35 protein-coding genes are annotated in these 20,293 nt (G+C 68.9%); 4 read left to right on the top strand and 31 right to left on the bottom strand.

The features are described 5' to 3' along the window. Positions 1–47: 47 nt before the first annotated feature. From AC1RTC_RS15955 to AC1RTC_RS15820, 28 genes are all read right to left on the bottom strand, one after another. Positions 48–287 (bottom strand): hypothetical protein, encoded by a 240-nt coding sequence (locus tag AC1RTC_RS15955; RefSeq protein ID WP_493157397.1) that lies wholly within the window; start codon positions 285–287, stop codon positions 48–50. Next, positions 284–502 carry a hypothetical protein gene (locus tag AC1RTC_RS15950; protein WP_493157395.1) on the bottom strand — a complete coding sequence of 73 codons (219 nt, stop codon included), beginning with the start codon at positions 500–502 and terminating at the stop codon, positions 284–286. Before AC1RTC_RS15950 ends, AC1RTC_RS15955 begins: the two co-directional genes overlap by 4 nt. After that, positions 499–687: a hypothetical protein gene (locus tag AC1RTC_RS15945; RefSeq protein ID WP_493157393.1), complete on the bottom strand. Its 189-nt coding sequence runs from the start codon at positions 685–687 to the stop codon at positions 499–501. Before AC1RTC_RS15945 ends, AC1RTC_RS15950 begins: the two co-directional genes overlap by 4 nt. Further along, positions 684–980, bottom strand: coding sequence for a hypothetical protein (locus AC1RTC_RS15940; RefSeq protein WP_493157392.1), 297 nt, complete (start codon positions 978–980; stop codon positions 684–686). The genes AC1RTC_RS15945 and AC1RTC_RS15940 overlap by 4 nt, the downstream gene beginning before the upstream one ends. Beyond that, a complete protein-coding gene (locus AC1RTC_RS15935) occupies positions 980–1,390 on the bottom strand; it encodes a hypothetical protein (protein WP_493157390.1) in 411 nt (136 codons plus the stop codon). Before AC1RTC_RS15935 ends, AC1RTC_RS15940 begins: the two co-directional genes overlap by 1 nt. Beyond that, a complete protein-coding gene (locus AC1RTC_RS15930; protein ID WP_493157388.1) occupies positions 1,387–1,908 on the bottom strand; it encodes a hypothetical protein in 522 nt (173 codons plus the stop codon). Before AC1RTC_RS15930 ends, AC1RTC_RS15935 begins: the two co-directional genes overlap by 4 nt. Then, positions 1,905–2,621, bottom strand: coding sequence for a DUF2637 domain-containing protein (locus tag AC1RTC_RS15925; RefSeq protein ID WP_493157387.1), 717 nt, complete (start codon positions 2,619–2,621; stop codon positions 1,905–1,907). Before AC1RTC_RS15925 ends, AC1RTC_RS15930 begins: the two co-directional genes overlap by 4 nt. After that, positions 2,618–2,851, bottom strand: a complete 234-nt coding sequence (locus AC1RTC_RS15920; protein WP_493157385.1) for a hypothetical protein — start codon at positions 2,849–2,851, stop codon at positions 2,618–2,620. Before AC1RTC_RS15920 ends, AC1RTC_RS15925 begins: the two co-directional genes overlap by 4 nt. Positions 2,852–2,853: 2 nt before the next feature. Beyond that, positions 2,854–3,225: a hypothetical protein gene (locus tag AC1RTC_RS15915; protein WP_493157383.1), complete on the bottom strand. Its 372-nt coding sequence runs from the start codon at positions 3,223–3,225 to the stop codon at positions 2,854–2,856. Between the two features lie 13 nt (positions 3,226–3,238). Continuing rightward, the gene (locus tag AC1RTC_RS15910; protein ID WP_493157381.1) at positions 3,239–3,538 is read right to left on the bottom strand and encodes a hypothetical protein; all 300 of its coding nucleotides are present in this window, start codon (positions 3,536–3,538) and stop codon (positions 3,239–3,241) included. Next, on the bottom strand, positions 3,535–3,924 hold the full coding sequence (locus AC1RTC_RS15905) for a hypothetical protein (RefSeq protein WP_493157379.1): 390 nt from the start codon (positions 3,922–3,924) through the stop codon (positions 3,535–3,537). The genes AC1RTC_RS15910 and AC1RTC_RS15905 overlap by 4 nt, the downstream gene beginning before the upstream one ends. Then, the gene (locus AC1RTC_RS15900; RefSeq protein WP_493157377.1) at positions 3,921–4,121 is read right to left on the bottom strand and encodes a hypothetical protein; all 201 of its coding nucleotides are present in this window, start codon (positions 4,119–4,121) and stop codon (positions 3,921–3,923) included. Before AC1RTC_RS15900 ends, AC1RTC_RS15905 begins: the two co-directional genes overlap by 4 nt. Next, on the bottom strand, positions 4,118–4,873 hold the full coding sequence (locus AC1RTC_RS15895) for a hypothetical protein (RefSeq protein WP_493157375.1): 756 nt from the start codon (positions 4,871–4,873) through the stop codon (positions 4,118–4,120). Before AC1RTC_RS15895 ends, AC1RTC_RS15900 begins: the two co-directional genes overlap by 4 nt. Next, complete coding sequence (locus tag AC1RTC_RS15890; RefSeq protein ID WP_493157373.1) at positions 4,870–6,711, bottom strand: SNF2-related protein; 1,842 nt, start codon at positions 6,709–6,711, stop codon at positions 4,870–4,872. Before AC1RTC_RS15890 ends, AC1RTC_RS15895 begins: the two co-directional genes overlap by 4 nt. Continuing rightward, positions 6,708–7,100 carry a hypothetical protein gene (locus AC1RTC_RS15885; protein WP_493157371.1) on the bottom strand — a complete coding sequence of 131 codons (393 nt, stop codon included), beginning with the start codon at positions 7,098–7,100 and terminating at the stop codon, positions 6,708–6,710. Before AC1RTC_RS15885 ends, AC1RTC_RS15890 begins: the two co-directional genes overlap by 4 nt. Beyond that, positions 7,097–7,426 carry a DUF6085 family protein gene (locus AC1RTC_RS15880; RefSeq protein WP_493157369.1) on the bottom strand — a complete coding sequence of 110 codons (330 nt, stop codon included), beginning with the start codon at positions 7,424–7,426 and terminating at the stop codon, positions 7,097–7,099. Before AC1RTC_RS15880 ends, AC1RTC_RS15885 begins: the two co-directional genes overlap by 4 nt. Further along, positions 7,423–7,848 carry a TetR/AcrR family transcriptional regulator gene (locus AC1RTC_RS15875; protein ID WP_493157367.1) on the bottom strand — a complete coding sequence of 142 codons (426 nt, stop codon included), beginning with the start codon at positions 7,846–7,848 and terminating at the stop codon, positions 7,423–7,425. Before AC1RTC_RS15875 ends, AC1RTC_RS15880 begins: the two co-directional genes overlap by 4 nt. Continuing rightward, the gene (locus AC1RTC_RS15870) at positions 7,845–9,212 is read right to left on the bottom strand and encodes a ParB/RepB/Spo0J family partition protein (RefSeq protein ID WP_493157365.1); all 1,368 of its coding nucleotides are present in this window, start codon (positions 9,210–9,212) and stop codon (positions 7,845–7,847) included. Before AC1RTC_RS15870 ends, AC1RTC_RS15875 begins: the two co-directional genes overlap by 4 nt. Positions 9,213–9,233: 21 nt before the next feature. Beyond that, positions 9,234–9,617 carry a DUF3263 domain-containing protein gene (locus tag AC1RTC_RS15865; protein WP_493157363.1) on the bottom strand — a complete coding sequence of 128 codons (384 nt, stop codon included), beginning with the start codon at positions 9,615–9,617 and terminating at the stop codon, positions 9,234–9,236. Continuing rightward, positions 9,614–9,889, bottom strand: a complete 276-nt coding sequence (locus AC1RTC_RS15860) for a hypothetical protein (protein WP_493157361.1) — start codon at positions 9,887–9,889, stop codon at positions 9,614–9,616. Before AC1RTC_RS15860 ends, AC1RTC_RS15865 begins: the two co-directional genes overlap by 4 nt. Next, on the bottom strand, positions 9,886–10,257 hold the full coding sequence (locus AC1RTC_RS15855; protein WP_493157359.1) for a VRR-NUC domain-containing protein: 372 nt from the start codon (positions 10,255–10,257) through the stop codon (positions 9,886–9,888). The genes AC1RTC_RS15860 and AC1RTC_RS15855 overlap by 4 nt, the downstream gene beginning before the upstream one ends. After that, positions 10,254–11,024: a helix-turn-helix domain-containing protein gene (locus AC1RTC_RS15850; protein WP_493157357.1), complete on the bottom strand. Its 771-nt coding sequence runs from the start codon at positions 11,022–11,024 to the stop codon at positions 10,254–10,256. Before AC1RTC_RS15850 ends, AC1RTC_RS15855 begins: the two co-directional genes overlap by 4 nt. Beyond that, a complete protein-coding gene (locus tag AC1RTC_RS15845) occupies positions 11,021–11,428 on the bottom strand; it encodes a hypothetical protein (RefSeq protein WP_493157355.1) in 408 nt (135 codons plus the stop codon). The genes AC1RTC_RS15850 and AC1RTC_RS15845 overlap by 4 nt, the downstream gene beginning before the upstream one ends. A gap of 145 nt (positions 11,429–11,573) precedes the next feature. After that, a complete protein-coding gene (locus AC1RTC_RS15840; protein WP_493157353.1) occupies positions 11,574–11,846 on the bottom strand; it encodes a hypothetical protein in 273 nt (90 codons plus the stop codon). Next, complete coding sequence (locus tag AC1RTC_RS15835; protein ID WP_493157351.1) at positions 11,846–12,031, bottom strand: hypothetical protein; 186 nt, start codon at positions 12,029–12,031, stop codon at positions 11,846–11,848. Before AC1RTC_RS15835 ends, AC1RTC_RS15840 begins: the two co-directional genes overlap by 1 nt. Next, a complete protein-coding gene (locus AC1RTC_RS15830) occupies positions 12,028–12,738 on the bottom strand; it encodes a phage antirepressor KilAC domain-containing protein (RefSeq protein ID WP_493157349.1) in 711 nt (236 codons plus the stop codon). Before AC1RTC_RS15830 ends, AC1RTC_RS15835 begins: the two co-directional genes overlap by 4 nt. Before the next feature lie 95 nt (positions 12,739–12,833). After that, positions 12,834–13,196: a hypothetical protein gene (locus AC1RTC_RS15825; RefSeq protein ID WP_493157347.1), complete on the bottom strand. Its 363-nt coding sequence runs from the start codon at positions 13,194–13,196 to the stop codon at positions 12,834–12,836. Beyond that, positions 13,193–13,396, bottom strand: a complete 204-nt coding sequence (locus AC1RTC_RS15820; RefSeq protein ID WP_493157346.1) for a MerR family transcriptional regulator — start codon at positions 13,394–13,396, stop codon at positions 13,193–13,195. The genes AC1RTC_RS15825 and AC1RTC_RS15820 overlap by 4 nt, the downstream gene beginning before the upstream one ends. Before the next feature lie 116 nt (positions 13,397–13,512). On the opposite strand from AC1RTC_RS15820, the gene AC1RTC_RS15815 reads away from it, so the two are divergent. Then, a complete protein-coding gene (locus AC1RTC_RS15815) occupies positions 13,513–13,845 on the top strand; it encodes a hypothetical protein (protein WP_493157344.1) in 333 nt (110 codons plus the stop codon). 93 nt (positions 13,846–13,938) lie between these two features. Further along, complete coding sequence (locus AC1RTC_RS15810; protein WP_493157342.1) at positions 13,939–14,568, top strand: DNA-directed RNA polymerase subunit beta; 630 nt, start codon at positions 13,939–13,941, stop codon at positions 14,566–14,568. Between the two features lie 14 nt (positions 14,569–14,582). On the opposite strand, the gene AC1RTC_RS15805 is transcribed toward AC1RTC_RS15810, so the two are convergent. The 3 genes from AC1RTC_RS15805 to AC1RTC_RS15795 all read right to left on the bottom strand — a co-directional run bounded on the left by AC1RTC_RS15805 (position 14,583) and on the right by AC1RTC_RS15795 (position 18,346). Next, positions 14,583–16,094 (bottom strand): glycosyltransferase family 39 protein, encoded by a 1,512-nt coding sequence (locus tag AC1RTC_RS15805; RefSeq protein ID WP_493157341.1) that lies wholly within the window; start codon positions 16,092–16,094, stop codon positions 14,583–14,585. Positions 16,095–16,188: 94 nt separating this feature from the next. After that, complete coding sequence (locus AC1RTC_RS15800; protein WP_493157339.1) at positions 16,189–16,857, bottom strand: hypothetical protein; 669 nt, start codon at positions 16,855–16,857, stop codon at positions 16,189–16,191. Positions 16,858–16,948: 91 nt separating this feature from the next. Next, entirely contained in the window at positions 16,949–18,346 is a 1,398-nt protein-coding gene (locus tag AC1RTC_RS15795) for a glycosyltransferase 87 family protein (RefSeq protein ID WP_493157337.1), read from the bottom strand. A gap of 81 nt (positions 18,347–18,427) precedes the next feature. On the opposite strand from AC1RTC_RS15795, the gene AC1RTC_RS15790 reads away from it, so the two are divergent. Both AC1RTC_RS15790 and AC1RTC_RS15785 read left to right on the top strand, forming a co-directional pair. Continuing rightward, positions 18,428–19,708, top strand: coding sequence for a molybdopterin-dependent oxidoreductase (locus AC1RTC_RS15790; RefSeq protein ID WP_493157335.1), 1,281 nt, complete (start codon positions 18,428–18,430; stop codon positions 19,706–19,708). Further along, entirely contained in the window at positions 19,705–20,184 is a 480-nt protein-coding gene (locus tag AC1RTC_RS15785; RefSeq protein ID WP_493157333.1) for a hypothetical protein, read from the top strand. Before AC1RTC_RS15790 ends, AC1RTC_RS15785 begins: the two co-directional genes overlap by 4 nt. The last annotated feature ends 109 nt before the right edge of the window (positions 20,185–20,293 follow it).

The raw sequence follows: 20,293 nt of genomic DNA, 5'->3' as shown, positions 1-20,293 counted from the left end.
GAGCGCCGTGAGCTTGTCGAGCTGGGCGAGGTCCTCGGCGCGCGGGCTCATCGTGGGTACCAGCCGAACGTGTAGACGTCCTCGCCTTCTAGCTGCTCGTCGGTGAGTACACCGAGGACGAGGCCCTGCACGTGCCAGCGGCCCGCGTGCTTGCCCTTCTCCTGCCTGCGCACGGACGTGATGCGGTAACAGCGTCCGGTGGCGGCGCTGCGCACGATCATGTTCTCCTCGAGTACTCGGAGCGTGTCGAAGTAGAGGGCGGCGATCCCGCCGATCGGTACGGTCATGAGAGCGCCCTCGGGGTGGCGGTGTAGATCGGCGCCGCGGTGCACGGCCATGGGCATGCCCCGTCGACGATCGCGGCCGACGCGCTGACGTCGGAGTACTCGCGATTGATGGCCTCATCCTCGGCGCAGTTGTGCACGTGCCCGGGCATGGCGTGGAAGCGAAGGGCGACGACAGCCGGCTTCGTGCAGTCGCCAGCACCGCATAGAACGCTCACCAGCTGACGACCTGTGCTCGGACGACCGTGATGTCGTTGCCGTCGGGGCCCTTCGTGATGACGGGCAGGGGCGGGCCGATCTCGGCGCGGTGCGACTCCCCGTGGTTGTTGCGGCGCTCACAGGTCACGTTGTCGAGGAACGGGTGCCTGGAGGTGCACCACTTCGGCGGCGTGTACGGGCTCATCGGCTGGTCCAGGGAGTGTTGATCTCGACGTACAACCAGAACCGGTTGCGTGCGAGGTAGGTATCCGGCGTGGTCTCCTTCTCGTGCTGGGCGGCCACGGAGAGGCGAATGTACTCGGGATCCGCGGCGAGGCGTTCGCGTGTCTGCGCGTATTGGGCTTCGATGCTGGGCAATGCTGCTGGGCGGCGTCGGCGTCGACGAGCCTCCTCGAGCTCCACGGTGACGAGGATGCGTATCGCGACGGCTGCGCCAAGTAGTAGCACGACGATCGACACGACGTCGATTGGGTCCATTAGAAGCACCGATCGCAGCTGCAGTGGTTCGGATGGCCGGGTGTCGACGCGTCATGGGGAGGGCCGCCGACGTTGCCGGCGCAGCAGGGGCGCTGGCCCGGTGTGACGATGCCGAATGTCGTCACTCGCTCCGTTGCGGGCAGAGGCCCGTCGTGCGGCTTGATGTGCGCGGGCGTATTCGGATCGGACTCCCACTGCGCGCGTGCGCTCTCGGGCAGCACGAGCACCGGGTAGTCGACGTCGATCGACGCCATCATGCGCCGCGTGTAGAGGCGGCTGCCCGAGATCTTGTCGTCGGGCAGGAACGCTATGTGCAGCTGCAGGTCGTTCAGCGACTCGGCGAGCGCCAGGGCTTGCTGTTCGGGGCCGACGATGCGGTTGGTGGCGGTGAAGTACTGGCCTTCGGTCATCGGAGTCTCGCCTTTCTGGGGGTGGTTGGTTCGAGGAAGATGGGCGCGAGGCTGGCTGGGAGGTCGGCTGCGGATTGGCCCTTGAGCTCGAGGCGGACGCGAGCGGTGACGCGGTTCTCAGTGACGTCGAGCAGGTACGGCTCCCAGAGGAGCTCGTACCTCTCCGCGAGCTGCTCCGGGGTGAGGTGGAGCAGATCGGCGGTGCTCTGCAGCCACCGCTCAACTTGGGTGCCGATGTCATGCTCGACGTCGTGGATGATGAGCTCGAGGGCGTCGGCTGGTGCTGGCGTGTAGGAGCCCTTGCAGATGTCGCGGAGGCCTACGCCCGAGCCGTGGTTCTGCAGGGTGCCGTCCTCGCGTACCTGGATGAGCTGCCCGCACGTCGAGCAGGTACGGCACGTGCAGATGACCCAGCGGCCGCGGCCTGCGTAGTTGCGGGTGATGGAGGCCTCGTGCTCGAGGTCGACGGGGTGTAGGGCGTTTCCGCGGATGAGGTAGTGCTCGGCTGGGGTGCTCATGCGCTGGCCTGCTCGGCTGCCCGGTCAGCGTCGCGCTCGTCACGAAGGCGCTTGACGTTCGCGCCCACCCAGGACTTCGAGCGCCCGACTCGCTCGGCGATCTGCGACATGGAGAGGTCCTCGTCGGCGAGCGCGAGGAGTTCCTTGTCGGTGATGGGCGGGATGTCGGATGCGGGGATCTCGTGCACGACGTCGCCGGACCAGTCGGTGATGGCGACGCTGTCAGCTGGGCGGCGGGTACGGCGTCCCTGCGGCCGCGGCACGGGTATCACTGCAGGGGTGGGTGCCGGCGCTCGGAACGCGGTGGTGGTGGCCAAGTGGATGATGAGGAAGAGAGTGAGGGCCGGCAGGGTGTTGACGCCGATCGCGATGAGCGGCGGCAGCTGCACACGTCCGGGCGGGAGCGCGAGGACGTGGAAGGCGTTGCCGAGCACGGAGGTGATCGTCCAGAAGGCGATCGCCGACCACAGGTAGCCGGTGAGCTTCTTGGAGAGCTCGGGGTGCCACAGGCGGATGAGCACGCCGGTGAAGATGGCGGCGTCGACGATGAGGGGGTAGAGGCCGGCGAGGGCGGGGTCGACGCCGGCGGCGATGGCGAGGGTGACCTGGGCGTCGAAGCTGAGCCGGAAGGCGGCGATGCCGACGCCGGCGAGCAGCAGGGACAGGATCGTGTTCTTGAGGGTGCGCGGGGTCATGCGGGTGCGGCGGTTCATGCGGGGTCCTTCGGGTTCAGGTAGGCGATGGCGATCGAGTTGACGACCCAGTCCTTGATGTAGACCAGGTGCAGCGAGCGAAGCTCCGCGAGCGCGTCCTCGCGGGTCTGCTCGCGGGCGCCGGCGTTCACTGTGGCGAGGGCGGTGTCGAGCTTCTCCATGAGCTCGCGGCCGAGGGTCGCTTGCAGCTCCTCGATGAGCGCGTCGTCGGGCATGTTCAGGTCGGGCACGGTCAGTCCTGTCGGTTGAGGTGGTCGGGCTTGGTGGCGCGGGTGACCGCGTCGTTGATGTATGGGTCGAGCAGAACCTCGGCGAGGCCCTGCGAGAGGTGGATTCCGGCCTGCAGGCGATCGAGGCGCTCCTGCTTCGCGTTGATGCGGGCCTGGGCACGGTTGCGTGATCGGGTGAGACGGCGGGCGCGACGGAGAGCGCCCCACTCGGTGAAGCACGGGTACGGATCGACGACACGTTCGCGGTTGTTCGGGCGGTCGGTGTTGGTGCGGACGAGGACGATCTCGTAGCCGTGCTCGAGCGCGTTTATGTGGGCTCCCCACGGGCCGAACGCGGTGCTGGGCTTGAGGGGGCGGGGTGCGGGCTGGGGCATGGGGGTGTGCCTTTCAGGGGTTGAGGTTGACGACGAGCTGGATGAGTGCGGCGATCGCGAATACGGACGGGGTGACGAAGCAGACGAGGGCGATCGCGACGACGACGGCGATCCCGGCGTGCCGGTCGCGGCGGGCGGCGCGGGCCTCGCGGCGGGCCTCCTCGGCGAGCGCGGCGGCTTGGGCTTGGTTGAATCGGTCGACGACGGCCTGTTGTACGACGGTCTGGGCGCGACGGCGTGACTGTTCGACGTAGGCGCGGGCTTCTTTGGCTGCGATGCGTTCTGCGCTCGAGCGGCGCGCGGTCTTGCTCATCGGTGGCCTCGGTAGGAGGGCTGGGCGGCGAGCAGCTGCGTGCGGCGGTGCGCGCGGATCCGCCGGCGGGCGTCTTTCCGCATCCGGCGGGCCGCTTTGCGACGATCGCCGGCGAGCATGCCGAGCAGGAGGTTGTCGGCGTAGATCGCGAGCGGGATGGCGACGTGGAGGTTCACGATCTCGGCCATCTTGGTGACGGACGTCCAGGCGGCCGCGCGGTCGGGCTGCTCGGTGGGGATCTCGGCCTCCCAGTCGAACGGGCCGCCGCGGTCGAAGGCGTACTCGGCGCTCTCGCGCTGCCGCCGCTCGAGCACGGATCCGCCGATGCGGGTGCTGCCCGCAGTGCGGAGGCTGCGCACCTCGCGGGGTTCGGGGATGAGGGTCATGCCTGGTCCTTTCGTTGGCGCCATGTGCGGGCGACGTCTTGGAAGTTGATCTGTGTGCCGTTCGTGCGCCAGCCCTCGGATTTGCGCAGCTGGTAGACGCGTCGACGTGCGACGCCCAGCGCCTCCATGACGACGTCGACGTCGACCCACAGGCCGGCGGGGTCGCTGTCGAGCAGCTGCTGGACGTCCTCGTTCATCGGGGCATCGCGTCGATCCATGCGTCCCGCGACAGCTGGGGGTGGCGGGGGTTGGTCGAGCAGAGGATCTCGGACGGCTTGTCGTCCTTGGGGCGGATGATCGCGTAGAGCGGGGCGCCGCACAGGATGGGGCCGAGGTCGTCCTCCTCGATGAGGTGCCGGCACACGCCGTTCTTGAGGGTGACGCGCTTGACGGGCTCTGTGTGCATCGCGCGCAGCCCGACGGTGCGGTGCTGCAGCGCGTCCGCGAGAACGAACGGGCCGACGCCGGGGTAGCGGGACCACCATCCCGCGTACCAGGACGCGATCGTCCGCAGCTGCGCGCGCACGTCGTCGTCCTCGGTGATGCCCACCCGCGAGGGGAACTCGCGGATGAGCATGCGCACGAGGTAGCCCGTCCAGTCCTTGAGCTCGGCGAGGACGACCGCCCCGTGCGGGTTCCAAGACGTCCCGACGTCCGCAGGCGTGCCGCCGCCTCCGCCCACGCGGCCGTTCTCGTCCCGCGAGGACGTCTTCGAGTAGGTGACGGCGACGAGGTCGGGATACATGTTGACGAGGTCGGCGAGCACCTTCGGGAACTGGGCGTGATGCCAGTTGCACAGGTCCGTGCCCGGAACGGCGAAGCGAGCAGTCGGCGCGTTGCCGGCGCCCACGTTGCCGGCCGACACGTAGGGCGCTCGAGCGAACGAACAGCCAGGCGCGACGCAGTAGGTCTCGGTGCTCGGCTGGATCCAGACGGGGTAGTCGCTCATTCGGGGTTGCTCTCTTCTGTGGGCGGGTAGTGCCAGTCCTCGGCGGGGTCGGGCATCCCGACGATCTCCGCGTCGGGGTCGATCGATTCGGTCGGCTCTGTGATGCCGAGGATTGACTCGGCGAGGCGGCGAGCGCGGGCGGGTTCTGCTGTGGCGTTCTGCAGCAGTTGGCCGTCGCGGGAGATCATCGGTTCGGACTGCTGGCGCTTGAGGCCGAGGACCTCGAGCATCTTGGGGTCGGAGCCTTCGGCGGAGTGGAGGAAGTAGGCGACGGGCGGCTCGTTGTTGAGGGCGTCGTCGCGGCGTAGGCGGCCGATGCCTTGCTCGTGGACCTGGGGTGACCAGTCGAGTTCACCGAAGACGGCGGTGCGGGCGACCTTCTGCAGGCCGTCGACGCCGGCGCCGGAGCGGAGGGACATGATGAGCACGCGGGCGGCGTTCTCGTAGGGCTCGCCGTCGGGGTTGTTGAGGGGGCTGAGGAACCGGGTGCGGGCTTCGGCTTTCTTCTTCGGGCTCTCGGTGCCGGTGTACATCACGGGCTGGTAGGCCTTGAGCTTGTCGAGCCAGATGTCGTAGACGTCGCGGTGCCAGCCGAAGAGGATGACCTTGTCCTCGGACTGCAGGAGGAGCTTCACGAAGTCGGCGACGAATGGGGCCTTGTCGACGCCGGTGGCTCGGCGCACCTTCCAGTCGAGCTCGCCGGATGCCTGGAACTTCTCCTGGTTGCTCGAGCTGCTCGAGACGATGATCTCGGCGAGGCGCTTGAGGTCGTCCTCGACGAGTGCGAGCTCGGAGTACTCGGAGTCGACGAGGTGGCTGACCTTGATCGTCTTGGGCAGCTCGCGGCCGACTTCCTCGCGGGTGTGGCCGATCATGAGGCCCTGCTCGCGCAGGTAGGAGCCGAGGGCGGCGGGATCCGCGACGGTGTCGCCGCGGCCGGTGCCCCATTCGCGGCCGAATTCCTCGCGGGTGCCGAGCTTGCCGGGCGCGAGGATGTCCATGATGTTCCAGATCTCGGCGCCGTAGTTGTAAATCGGGGTGGCGGTGAGGCCGAGAACGTAGGTGGCGTTCTCGGAGACGAGCGCGGCCGCCTTGCCCTTGTCGGTGTTGACGCCGTTGCGCAGCTCCTGCGCCTCGTCGAAGACGACGGAGGCGACGAGGCCCTTGAGGTAGCCGGCCCAGCCGTCCAGCTTCGAGTAGGGGACGATGAGCACGTCGGGCAGCTCGCCCGCGGCTACGGACGCGGTGGGCTTCGTCGACGCGGCTACGTGGTGGGTGAGCCATGGGAACGCCTGCAGCTCCTCCTCCCACCGCTCGGGCAGGTGCGTGGGCGGGACGATCAGCGCCGGCAGCGCGTCGGCGTTGATGAGGTTCAGCAGGCCGGTGAACGTCTTGCCGAGGCCGAGCTCGTCGGTGCAGAGCAGCCCGTTGGAGGCGCGCAGCAGCGCGACGGTCTGCTGCTGGTACTCGCGCGCGTCCTTCTCGGGCGTGTGCTGGGGCTCCTCGCCGCGCTCGATCCGGCCGGCGATGATGGCGCCGATCTTCCGCTCGAGCTCGATGTGCGCCGCGGTGCCGGCGGCGAGTACTTCGGCTGAGCTCTTCCCGACGGCGACGAGCGGGTAGCGCTCCATGAACCAGGTGAGGTCGTGGCAGACCTCGTCCGTGTTGGTGACGGACACCTCGAGCGAGCGGGTGATCTGCACCTTGCCGAACGTGCGGCGGAAGCGCATGCGGACGGCCGGCTCGAGCTCGAGCAGCCAGCGGCCGTTCTTCTCGCCGGGCAGGCTCAGCATGCCGGGCGGCTCGAAGCGGTAGGTGCCGTAGGTGCGGGTGGTCACAGGCCGGCTCCGATCAGGGAGACGAGGCGCACGGGGATCCCGTTGAGCTCGTGGGGGATGTGGTGGTGCTTGGAGAGGGTGGTGACGAGCAGGATCCCGTCGACGTCGTCGTGCTCGGAGTACCTGGTCAGCTGTCGCACGACGTCGCGCAGCGAGCCCTTGACCTTCACCTCGATGGCGATGCGATCGGGCGTCGAGAGCATGTCGCCGTAGGTGACCATGAAGTCGACGCGATCGCGGGTGCTGAGGCGGTGCTCGGGGAACAGCTCGAGCACGTGCGGCTCGAGCGCGGCGGAGATCCCCGCCTGCAGGTCGCGCTCCGTGACGTGCTGGAAGCGCGACTGCAGGATGAGGTCGGAGATCTCCGCCATGCGCTCGAGCGTGCTCATTCGACGGGCTCCAGGGCGAGGGTGAGGTCGTCCTCTCGGCGCACCCGGAAGGTGCCCTCAAGACCGCGGTCGCCCAGGTGCTCGATGTCGTCGTGGATTGAGCACGAGAGGATCGCGTCGTCGATCCGCTCCGTGAGCGGGTGCTTCACCGTGAGGTAGCCGTCGGCGAAGACGGCAACGTGGCCGACCTCGGGGTCGGCGAGGATCTTCATCACAGACTCGGGGTCGGGGCAATCGGCCCTCGAGCAGCGCACGAGTACTCCCACCGGCTGGGTGACCGCACGGAGCGTTCCCTCTCCGCCGCACGCGGGGCAGTAGCTGGTCATGCGCGGCGCAGCTGACGGTGGACGATGGGCGCGCGCTCGACGCCCGGTCGGTGCAGCACGCGCAGCGGGCCGTCCTGCTCGAGCGTGAGGTAGGCGTCCTCCCACTGGCCGTCGACGAAGAGGTCAGCGTCGACGACCTGTCCAACGCGGCCGGACGCCGTGAGCACGACCGAGCGGTCGGGCAGCTCGAGGAATCGCGCAGCGTCGGCGATGTGCTCCGGGTAGACGTACTCGAGCAGAGCGAGCTTGTCGGGGAAGTATCGGTACACGACGCCGACCGAGGACCCGGAGATCTCCGCGACCTGGCTTGTCGTGAAGTGGTCGGTGCCGGATGCCGCGATCGCGATCTTCGCCGCGTTGGCGATCGCCTCGATGCGGCGCGCAGCACGCGACTGGATAGGCGCCGTCCGCAGCACGATCACTTGCTTGCCTTCTTCGCGACGCTCTCCTCGAGCTCGGACAGCGTGTAACCCCACTTCGCGAGCTGGGCCAAGTGCGCGGGCGCCTTCTCACGGCGCCATCCGGTCTTCCCGAACTCGTAGTCACCCTCGGCATCGGCGAGCGCCATGGCGATCAGGTAGTGGACGGCCTTCGTCGGGTTCTTCTTGACCCACTCGGCGCCGTATCCGCGTCCCTCGTGGCCGAGGAAGGCGAGGGCGAGGCTGTGCTCGTCAGAGGAGTTGGTGCGGCCGACGAAGTCGGCGACGAAGAGCTCCCACCCCGCGGGCGGTGTCTTGCGCTGCAGGAGCTCCTTGATGAAGGCGATACGCACCGTGGTCGCAGGGACCCAGAGCTTGTTGTTCGTCCGTGTGAGGCGGCGCTCTTCCTTCTCGGCGTCCGTCAATCCACCGCCTGCCGGCTTCTCCTCGCGGAGCCGCCAGGCCTGCACGTGGTAGCCGAGCTCCTTCCAGCCGTCGACGACGAAGTAGGGCTTCCAGACCTCGACGCGGCTGGTGCCGTCCCATTCGTACGCGGACTGAACGACGACCTTGAGGCCGTCGAAGGGGGTGAGCCAGGTGCTGTGGTCGTCTGCGAGGTGCGTGGTGAGTTCCTCGTCGGTGAACAGGTACGCGATGGAGCTGATCGTCGCGTTGCAGACGTACGGGTCGATCTCTTCGGTGATGAGGTAGCCGGCCTTGTCGAGTTCCTCGAGCAGGCCGGCCCTCTGTCGGTTCGAGTTGCGAGTCGCTGTGGCTCGGGCGAGGACGTGGTCGAACTGGTGCGGCTGTTGCAGGGCAGCTGAGACGAGGGTCGCGGCGACCTCGGGGTCGTCCTCGAAGTCGGCAAGCGCTGCTGCCTGGTCGAGGGTGACGTTGCCTGCCCCCATGACCTCGCTGGCGACCTTGGATCCGGCCACGACGAGCGCCTGCTGCACTCGCTTGATCGGGGTGTTGGTCTTCTTTGCGATGGTCGACGCGGGAACGCCGAGGTCGAAGAGCGCTTGGTGCGCCGCGGTGCGGTCGGCGTCGGTGACTCCTGAGCGGTGGTCGTTGACGACGAGCTGCTCGATGAGCCGTGCCGCTGCCTCCCTCTGGGGGCGGGTGACGACGGGGACGTCGGCGCGACCGGTGTCGATGGCGGCGAGAGTTCGCAGCTGGCCGTCGATGACGGACCAGGCTCCGTTCTCGGCGGGCTCGACGAGGATGGGCTCGAGGACTCCGTGCTGCTTGATCGAGGAGACGAACGCGGGATCGAGCTTGACGTCCTTGCGGATGTTGTCGGCGATGATGAGCGTCCCGGGGTCGACCCTGAGGAGCTGCTCGGTCGCCGTGGCTGTTTCGGCCATGGTCGTGCCTTTCTGTCGGTGTTATCGGGTGCGTCGGAACGTGCGTGATGCACGTGCTTTGACGCGTGCCTCCCGGTTTTCGCGGAGGCGGTTCACGAGCATCGGGTGGTGCTCGAGGGCTTCGGGTTTGTCGATGGCGGCGTTGACGATCTGGTAGTAGCGGGCGGCGGGGAGGCCGAAGGCGAGGCGGATGGCGTTCTCCTTGTCGCCGGTGTGCCCGGGCCGCTTTTCCTCGAAGGCGAGCACGACGTCGTCGGCGGGGCGGGTCCATCCGTGCCGGCGCTGCTGGTCGCCTCGGATGCCGCCGATGAGCTGCGCGGCCGCGTCCTGGGCGGCGATGCGCTCCATGCGCTCGAGGAGCTTGTCGTCGTGGTCGGACCCCCACGCGCGGTCGTCGTCGGTCACGTCCCCTCCCAACCCGTGACGTCATCGCCGGCGGCGAGCTTGCTGGCGAGCGTCCGGCCCGCGATCGCGAGGGCGCGGTCGAGGGTGATGCCGGCGGGCTCGATCGGGGCATCCGTGGTGTCGGCGGGCTCGGCGTGCTCGAGCAGCTCTACGAGCCAGCGGGATCCGAACTCGTGCTCGAGCACTTCGCGCTGGTACTCGAAGAGCACGACCTCGGAGCGGAGACCGGCGAGGAAGTCCTCGAGCACGAGGTCCGACTGCAGTGTGCTCACCACGGGCTCCCGTCGTCGACGAACAGCTGCCGGTCGATCGTGCCGTCGAACCACTCGAGCGGGCGCCATACGGCGACGTCGCAACCGGCGGCGGCGAGCGCGTCGATCCACTTGCCCTGGTCGGGGCTGAGCCGGCCGCGCATGGTCTTGAGCTCGCGGAAGAGCGAGATCCCGCGCTTGGGGTGCACGAGGTGCAGGTCGGGGTAGCCAGGCTCGCTGCGGCGCGAGTCGAACGTGTGGTAGGCCAGCCATCCCCAGCGGGCTGCGGCGCTGAGCACGGCCGCCTGGAAGGGCTTCTCGAGCATCGTCGCGGCCTGTGTGGCGTTGTACTCGTCGAGCGAGATCGAAGTCGGGATCAGGGCGTTCAAAACCTGTTCCTCTCGGGCTGCGTCAGGTCGAGGTCGAGGTCGAAGGCGCGCACTTGCCACTCGAACTGGTCGTGGTTGCTGAGGGCGTGCGTGACGTAGCTCGTCGGGCTCAGGACGACGGTCGCGGCCCGGGCGAGGATCTCGCGGCCGAGAGCTGCGAGCACGTCGCGGCTGAACGTCGAGTAGATCGGCGAGACCTGCTCGAGAACACGCAGCCAGTCGACCTCCTGTGAGTGCGAGGGCATCCGTGCGGGTGATGGGGCGGAGATTGATCTGTCAGTCGCCGCCGTGGACTTATCCACAGCGGCTCTAGAGGTGCTTTCAGTAGACGACTTGGAGTCTTCGTTAATCTGGCTCTCGTTCGTAGCCACCACCTGGCTAGGGGGTAGCCACCGTGTGGCTAGGGGTGCGGGGTTATCAACACCCCTAGCCATCACCTGGCTAGGGGGTGCGGGGCGGTTATCCACAGGCATGCTGGTGCTGATCTGGTATACGTTCGAGGTCTGCCCACCGTGCTCGCCTCGGCGTCGCGACCAGGTCACGACGCCGAGGGCCTTGAGCCCCTCGAGCGCGGTCTTCACGGTGCTGACGCTGCAGGGGATGTCGGCCGCGATCGTCGCGTGCGAGGGGAAGCTGCGGCCGTACATGTCGGAGTAGGAGGACAGGGTCGTGTAGACGGCCTTCATCTGCCACGTGACGGAGCGATCGCGCTGCAGCCAGCGCGGGATCGTCGCGAAGCCCTGCAGGTCCTCGGTGCTGTCGGTCATTCTGCGAGGGCCTTCGTCTTGACGGGAGCTGTGTAGTTCGTGGGCAGGCCGAGGGCGTTGCGCCACTTCGAGGCGGTGGGCTGCCCTACGCCGAGCGCTGATGCGAGTTCTTTGTCGGAGTGCTTGAGCGCGTGCCGCTCGCGGATGAGTGCCTCGCCAGCAGGGAGGAGCCGTGAGTGGCCGCCTGGCGTCTTACGGACGCATCCGGGCACCAGTGCCGGCATCTCCTTCCTCGGGGCGGGAGCGCGGACCTTGCGGGTCTTGGGGGCGTGCTTCTGCAGCGAGCGGCGGACGATCTCGGCGACCAGTGCGTTGACGGTCGTGTCGTGCTTGTCCGCGGCGCGGTGGAGGATCACGTAGAACGCGAGCGGGATGTCCGTGTGGATCCGGATGCTGTCGGTCACCGGACCCCCCCCTGTGCCGGCAGGGTGCTGAGCCACCATGCAGCGGCTGCGAGCACGGTGATGAGGATGACGAGGATCGCGGCGCACCATGTGGGAGGGAGCCCTGGTCGACGTCGTGGACGGCCCGGGCGGATTCGGTCGTGGATCACAGCGGGTGGGCCTTGCCTTCCGCGAGCAGCTGGTGGGCGACGTCCGGCAGCACCTTGCAGCGGTTGCAGACGACCTCGTCGCCGGACGGGAGGCGGCGCCAGGAGGCGGGCATTGCCAGCCAGCCGAGGGCCTCGAACGCCTCGAGGGTGACGAGCGCGGATCCTGTCGTGTCGACGTGCACGGAGCTGGCGCCGCAGATCGTGCAGACCCACGCGAGAACTCGTGTGGGCTCGTCTGAGGGCTCTACTGTGACGTCGATGATGGGCATCAGCGGATGCTCCGGTCGTGACGTCGAGCGGCGATGGTGGCTGCGCGGAGCAGCACGAGGAGCAGCAGCGCTGAGATCCCGGCGAGGAGGGGCGCTGCTGCAGTCATGGCCTCGATCTGGCCGAGGGTGTACCAGGTGAGCGCGAGGACGCCGGCGGCGAGCACGGCGCGGATGAGGCGCTTCACAGTTCGACCAGGGTGGGCACGAGCTCGCGGAGCTTGGCGCGGAGTACTTCGAGGCCGTCGGGTGTGACTCGGACCTGCACGTAGCGTTCCTGCAGGGGGCCGACCTTCGTCTCGAGGCGGGCGAGGTGGCCCATGGCGAGTCGCTCGTCGACGGCGACCCAGCGCTCGTGCTGCCTGGTGATCCAGCCGAGCTGCTCGAGCGCGGCGAAGAGGGACTGCTGGCCGAAGCTGAGGAGCGGGTCGTTGGAAAGGATGCGGGCGGCTCGGGCGACGGAGTACGTCTCCTCAGCCTTGAGGCCGGGCTCGGGGTGAACGGCGCCGGCGACGAACTGGCGGAGGCGATCGCCGGAGAGCTGCTCGACGAGGTCCTCGAACCAGTCGAGGAAGCCGTTGTCATCGGCGTAGAAAGGGCGCTCGTCGGCGAGGCCGCGGACGACGTCGACGGTGAAGAAGTCGAGCAGCTCGCCGCTGGCGTCCTTCACGAGGGGCGTGGTGACGGTGGGGGCGGGGAACTCGCGGTCGACCTCGCCGAGGAGCTTCTCACGCAGCTGCATGTGACGCTCTTCGACGTGGGCGTCGAGTGCCTTGCAGATGTCGAGGGCGGCGAAGAGCAACTGGTCGTCGACGATGCACGTGCGGATGTCGAGCTTCCGGCCGGCGGGCCAGCGGAACGGCACGATCACCGGGCGCTCCATGGTCGTCGTCACCGGCGGGTCGTGAGCGCGTAGCGGGCGGCGAGCGCGGACGTGACGAGGCCGATAGCGGCCGCGGCGAGCGCGCAGATGGTGTCGAGGCTCATGGACTAGCTCCCTGCGTTGATGTGGCTGCGAGCGGTGTGTGGTGCGTGGCTGACGAGGCCCTGCAGGACCTCGGCTCGGAAGTCGGCGAGCGCCTTGTCGAGGAGGATGCGGTCGATGGGTGCGGCCGCGGGGTTCAGGCCCGCGGCCGCCCGGTCGACGACGCCCCGCCGATGAGGCGCGTCGGTCGGTCCTGCAACCCGGGGAAAAGGGCCGGCGATAGCGGTCGCCGGCGCGGCTGCAGGAGGTTCGGGGGTGAGGTACTCGCGGATGCCATCTACCCAGTCGAGGAGGCTGCCGTGGATCTGCTCGAGCGCGGCCGCGGTAGTCACGCGGATCCACGGGCCGGTCGCGTGGCGGCCGCTCATGATGCCTTCGCCTCTACCAGCTCGGGTCCGAGCATGGCGACGACGTCGTCGCTGGCGCGGTTGAATCGGAAGTGGCCGCCGGGAGTGGTCACGGCGGGAGCCAGCTTTCCGTCGTGCACCCAGGTGCGGACGGTGGACGGATCGACGCCGGCGAGGTCGGCCAGCTGGCGAGTCGTCAATATGGTGACTGTCGGGGACATGCACGAATCATCACATAGCGCGGATATCACCGCAAGCACGACTCACCACGAAATCGCGGATATCGTCAGATAGCGGGAGTTGCACGCATATCGTGAATCGTGCCACTATTGGCGACATGAGCCTCGATGCAACCGGTGCGCCTCAGCACTGGATCCCGAACCACAACGACTTCGGCGCGCGCCTCGCGTTGATCCGCTGGCAGATGGGCTGGAACATGAAGGAGGCGTCGACGCTCTGCGGCTTCCCCGTGGCCAACTGGCGCGAGTGGGAGACGCGAGGCCGCCTGCCTCGCGACCTGGTGAACGTGGCCACGCAGATCGCCAACGAGACGCACGTCGACCGGGTCTGGCTACTCACCGGGCAGGGGCAAGCCGGCGACGTCACGACCGATGGCCCCGGCGGTGGCACTGCGGCTAGATTCGCCGCCAAGAAGCGCACCTTGGATTAAAAGTCCGATGCTCTGCCAACTGAGCTACAGGCCCTACGGGGTACCAGCGTACCGGCGGCAGGGCGCCCGCGTGACGAGAGTAGCGTTGACCCGATGGCCGACGACTTCCACAAGCCCACCCAGTACTCCGGGGACAAGTTCGACGAGTACGAGGGTGGTGAGGACCCAGCGCAGATCCTCCGGGTCGCCCACGACACCGCGCACGCGCTGGTCGACCGGGCACGGGAGACCGAGGATCCCGCAGTCATTGAGCGCCTGGTCGCCTACACGGACGCCAACGGCATCGACGCGCTCGCCGAGCTGTGGGCCCGCTCCAGCCCGCGCAGCCTGCCGGGCGCGCTGTGGCGCATCTACCTGATCCGGGTGCTCATCCGCCAGGACCCCGCCGGCACGAGCCTGCTCTTCCAGCGCGGCCTCGACGTGCTGCCCACCATCGACGCCCTCGTCGCGGGGGCGCCGATGCCGACCGGGCCCGACGAGATCACCGACCTCGCCGACCAGATCCTGCGCGGACTGTTCCGCGGCGACTTCGCGATCGCACTCGAGAGAGCGGCATCCTTCAGTCGAATCCTGTCGGCGGGATGCACCAGCCTCGCCGACGACGAAGAGCCCATCAACCCCGACCGCGCTACCGAGCTCACGACCCGCGCAGACCGGCTCGCGCTCACGGCCGACGAGTTCACCGCCTGCGCGCGGCTCTACCGGTCCGGAAATCTGGAGTAGTCGGGCCGAACACGTCAGCCCTCCCGCTCGAACTTCAGCACGTGGACGGTCGTGAAGTCCCACGTCTCGACAACCCGCCAGCCGAGGGGCGCGAGGGTGGCGATCGTCCCCGGGCGAAGGTCGCGCGCGTTGCTCGTCACCAGGTAGGCGACGTCGGCGTTGAACAGCCGGCCGGTGGCGTCGGCGAGCGGGATGCGCGTCTCCCACAGCTGCGCCGTCTCGAAGGCGGGCGTCCCGAGGGTGACGTCGATGCTGTCCGCGAAGGCGTCCGGGTAGGAGTACGCGATCACCCGCGACGTGGCTATGGGATGCCGCTGCACGTTGCCGTAGATGAACGCCGTCACCGTTCCGGCCGGCTCCTGCGCGCGGTCCTCGGCGATCACATCGGCCACCTGTGACCACGACGCGTTCTCCTTCGACTCCGGCAGTCGCTGCGACACGATCTGCGGTACGGCGAGAACCGCGATGAGACCCAGCACGGATGCCACGGCCCACGAGCGCCGCAGCGCGACGATGCCCGTGCCGACCGCCAGGGCGACGAACGGCGCGCACATGGTGAGGTACCGCGGCTGGTACAGCGGGGTGTAGACCACGCTGACGAGGATCAGGGCTGCCGTGGGCAGGAGCAGCGCCGGGATGATCGTGGCGAGCACGACCCGGTCGCGGCGGCGCAGGCGGTCGACGACGCCGAGCGCGATGAGCGCCCACGCGGCGATGGCGAACGGGTAGCTGCTGTAGAACCACTGCGACCGGAACACCTGGCGCACCGTCCCGCTGCTGATCTCGTGGATCCACGAGACCTGCCCGCTCTGGCTGACGATCTCGAGCGCGAGGGGTGCGGCGAGCAGGGCGGCCGCGCCCGCGGCCAGGGCCCAGCGCCGGGCGAAGTACACGCCCATGCGGTCGCGGCGGGCGAGCCGCCAGACGATCGTCGCGCCGTGGGCGAGCACGACGAGGGCGAGGTAGATGAACACGGCGCCGGAGAGCGCCGCGAGGGCGGCGTACCCGATCCACCAGCGGCGGCGGTGGCCGGACTGCGCCTTCACGAAGACGACGGTCAGCGCGACGGCGAGCAGGGCGGTGATCGCGTAGGAGCGGCCCTCGGTGCCGGCCCAGGTAATGCGGGGGAGGAGCACGAACACAATGCCGGCGACGACTCCGAGCCACGAGCGCGACAGCTGGCGGCCGAGGACGACCACGAGAGCGGCGGCCGCGCCCACGGCGATGGCGCTGGGCATCCGGAGCGCAAGGGGCGAGTAGCCCACCACGTCGAAGACGATGTGCAGGAGGGCGTAGTACAGGCCGTGGACGGCGTCGACGTTGCCGAGCTCCGCCCAGAGCTGCGGCCACGAGCGCGTGGTCGAGATGATCGTGGCGGCCTCGTCATACCAGATCGACGGGATGCCGATGCCGATGACCGAGATGGTGAAGCCGAGCAGGCCGACCGCGAGAGGGGCGACGGCCCGGTGGCGCAGAGGCGACGACGGGGCCGGGGCTGACAGGCGGGGTGCAGCGGTCGTGGTCACGGTGCGCTCCTGTCTGGAGAGAAGGTGGGGCGAGACGCAGGAAGGCCCGCAGCGCTTGTGACGCGGCGGGCCTCCCTAGTGGCGTTGGCCGGTGTTACTTGGCGTGGGCCGTGATCTTCGCGATGCCGACGAGGAGGGTGTCCGTCACGGCGTCGGTGTTGAAGGTCTTGTTCAGCAGAGCAGCAGCATCCGAGCTGATGAGAACGCGGGTGCCCTCGAGCACGGCGTTGCCATCGGCGTCCGTCTGCAGCGGCTTGAGGGTGGAGCCGTCGAGGTTGAAGATGAAGACGTCGTTGGCGACGAGCTCACCGTTGGCCGTGACGGTACCGGTCAGGCGCGAGGTTCCGGGGTCGATCTTGAAGTCGCTCAGGCCGACGACGGTGTCGCCACCGGTCAGCGTGATGCCGGAGCCGTCGTGGTCGATCTCGCCCTGGACGTACGGGCGGTACTTCTCGGCCGGGTCGTAGTAGTCGACGTTGCCGCCCGTGATCGGGAAGTGCAGCGCGCCGTCAACGAGCGTCGCGGTTCCGGTGACTCCGGGGGTGAGGCCGAGGCTCGTGAGGGCGTCAACGAAGCCCTGGTCGAGCGTGACCTGCGTGTCGATGCCCTCGAGAGCCGGGATCGAGGCGATCGGCTTCGGGTCGGCAGCGGCGGAAGGAGCGGTGCTCTGCTCCGGCGTGGAAGCGGTCGTGCAGCCAGCGAGGCCGCCGACCAGGAGGCTCGCCGAAACGAGCCCGATGGTGATCTTCGAAATGGTGCGCATGGCTATCTATCCCTTGTTTGGATGGTGACTGCTGGGTCGTGCCCTTGGTCGTGATGGGTGTTCGGCCCCATCCCCACAAGCGATTGGTTCGTTACCGTTCCGTTATAAATCTCACCGGATGCCTCAGCGCGAGCGCCACGCGCGACCCCGCTCCCGGCCCGGCGCGGCGCAGCGAGACGGCCACGATGACGACGATCGCGATGCCGACGGTCAGCCGCGCCCACTCCACGGGCGGGAACAGCAGCCGCTCCGTGAGGGCGAGCGGCACCGCGAGCCACTCCCACCGTCCCGTCATCGCGATCATCGGCACGAGCAGCAGGGCGTACCAGGGGTACCGCGGGGTGACGATGAGCAGGGCGCCGCCGATCATCACGAGCTGCGCCAGCCACGGGTCATCCGGATTCGATTTCGCCCACACGACCACCGCCAGCACGGCCAGGAAGACCAGCGAGATGATCGTCGCGGCGATGCCGGGCACGACCGCGGAGACGAGGATGAAGCGCGTGCCGCTCGAGTAGCCCTCCTCGCTCAGGTACCCGGGCAGGTAGCCGACCACGCCGATGCCGCTCGCGATCACGTACGGCACGTACAGCAGCACGAAGGTGGCGACCGCCGCGCCGATGACCTTCACGGGGTGGCGCTTGATGATCGCGACGGCGCCGAGCGCGGGGATCAGCTTGGCCGAGATGGCGGCGCCGAGCGCGATGCCCGCGAGCCACGGCCGCCGTGATGACGCGAGCAGGGTGGCCACCAGCACGAGCAGGGCTCCGAGCACGTCGACGTGCGAGTTGGTGACGGCCTCGGTGGCGATGAGCGGGCACCAGCCCCACAGTGCCGCCCAGCGCGGGTCGCGACCGCGGGTGATGAGAGCCCGCAGCAGGATGCCCGTGGTCGCGAGCGAGAGCAGGAGGCCCACGAGCTGCATCGGCCAGTACGCAGGCCCCGGCCCCACGACGAGCCGCACCCCGGCGAAGAGGATCTCGCTGGCGGGCGGGTAGATCGTCGTGACCTTCGCGCGGTTGATCGCCGAGCAGATCACGGTGTCGGTGCCGGGCTCCTTGAAGGTCATGATGCGCGAGCCGGTGCACTTGCCGTCGGCGTCGACCACGGGGGTGGGGAAGAGCCACTCGGGGCGCAGCTCCCGCAGCTCGGGGTCGGCGGGGGCGTAGTCGTAGGGCGAGATGCCCGCCGACTGCACGATGCCGTCCCACGCGTAGCGGGCGGAGTCCGTGCTGGTGTTGGGCGGCCCCGCCATCGCGGCGCCGCCGATCGCCACCGAGCCGGCGAGCACGAGCACGACAGCCGCTCGGGCCGGCACGCGCCTCAGGAGCACGAACGCGAGGCCGAAGAGTGCCCACAGCCCGATGGTGATGATGGGCAGGGGGAGGAGCTGCCCCGACTTGTCGTCGTAGTAGGGCAGGGCGGCGACCGAGATCGCGGTGAGCGCCACCATGGCCGCCAGGGTGATCGCGGTGAGCACTGTGCGCATGTGCTCATCCTGTCGGATCGGGCGGCGGTTCCGAACACTCCGTACAGATAGAGTTCGCAAAGACCGAGGGAGGTCGGCACAGTGCTGTTCCAATGGCAGATCCAGCGCCTCCTCCATCAGATGCGCCACTCGCTCGCGGCGCCCTCGCGCAACCCGCGCACCGCCGTCGTCATCGGCCGGCTACTCGCGACGGCGTTCCTGCTGTGCTTCGCGACCGGGCTCTACAGCCACTTCATCCAGGATCCGCTGCCCGGCATGCAGTTCCTCACCCGGCCGGTCTGGCTGTACCAGGTCTCGCAGGGCGTGCACATCACGGCGGGCATCCTGTGCTTCCCGCTGATCTTCGCCAAGCTGTACGCGGTGTTCCCGGAGCTCTTCCAGTCGCCGCCCGTGCGCTCCTTCCCGCACTTCCTCGAGCGGGCATCCATCGCCCTGTTCGTCGCCGCGTCCCTCGTGCAGATCACGATCGGCCTCCTCAACACGTACCAGTGGTACGCGCTGTTCCCCTTCCCGTTCCGCCAGACCCACTACGCCCTGTCGTTCGTGGTCATCGGGTCGCTCGCCATCCACATCGGCGTGAAGCTGTCGACCATCACGAAGTACTGGCGCAAGAGCCCCACGAACTACGACGTCGACAAGGGCGATCCGGATGCCGCGTTCGAGGTGCCCGACGAACTGCGCCGCCTCACGGGCAAGCCCCAGGCCGCCGGGGTCACGGGCCGCATCTTCGAGTGGATCGACAAGACCCCCGACCACCGCGCGCCCGAGACCAGCCGCCGCGGCTTCTTCGTCACCGTGGGCATCGCCGCCGCCGCGCTCGTGACGTTCACGGCCGGGCAGTCGTTCCGCGTGCTCGACGCGACGAACCTCTTCGCCCCGCGCAAGAACGACACCGGCCCGCAGGGGCTGCCCGTCAACCGCACGGCCGAGAAGGCGAAGGTTGTCGAGTCCGCCACGTCGCCCGACTGGCGGCTCACGGTCGTCAACGGCTCCGCGACGAGCACGTTCACCTACGACCAGCTGCGCGCGATGCCGCAGCACGAGGTCGAGCTGCCGATCGCGTGCGTCGAGGGCTGGAGCCAGTACGCGACCTGGAGGGGCCCGCGGCTGAGCGAGCTCGTCGACACCGTCAAGGCACCGGGCTCTGCGGCCGTGCGGATCACGAGCCTCGAGCAGAACAGCAGCTACGCCGTCACCACGATGGAGCCCAACTTCGTGCGCGACGACCTCACCCTTGTCGCGCTCGAGCTCAACGGCGAGACGCTCGACATCGACCACGGGTATCCCGCCCGCATCATCGCCCCCGCCCGCCCCGGAGTCTTGCAGACCAAGTGGCTCAGCTCTCTGGAGGTGCTCTCGTGAGCAACGCCCCGCTGCACCCCGCCCCTCCGCGCACGCCGCTCACGGTCGTGCAGCGCTGGCAGGTCGGGCTGGTCGCCGCCGGTATCGCTCTGCTGCTCGTGGGCGGGGTGGTGCTCCTCATGGATGTGAGCCCCGCGCGCTACCTCGGCATCGCGGTGTGGTTCCTCGGCGCGCTCATCCTGCACGACGGCATCGCGGCGATGGTCGTGTTCGGGGTGAGCATCGTCATGCGCCGCGCGGGCCGCCGCATCCCGCTGGCCGTGGTCGCCATCCTGCAGGGCGCGCTCGTGATCGGCGCGATAGTCACGGCGATCGTCGTGCCGGAGATCCTCAAGAAGTCGATCGGGTCGGCGAACCCCACAATCCTCCCGCTCGACTACGGGATGCACCTCGTGCTGTTCTACGCCGGCCTCGCGGTCGCGACCGCCGCGGCCATCGCGGGCTACCTCCTCGTCAGCCGCCGCCGCGCGCGCTGAGCCGCCGCGCCCCCCGCGCCCGCGCTCGGTACCCCGCCCCCGCCCGCCCCGCCTCGCCGCCCGGCCCCGCCGCCCCGCCCCGCCCCGCCGCCCCGTCCCTGTACGAAAT

The sequence above is a fragment of the Rhodoglobus sp. GW821-FHT12B09 genome, from assembly GCF_058809925.1.
The sequence above is the reverse complement of the archived record's forward strand: the minus strand, read 5'-3'. Positions and strand labels throughout refer to the sequence as shown.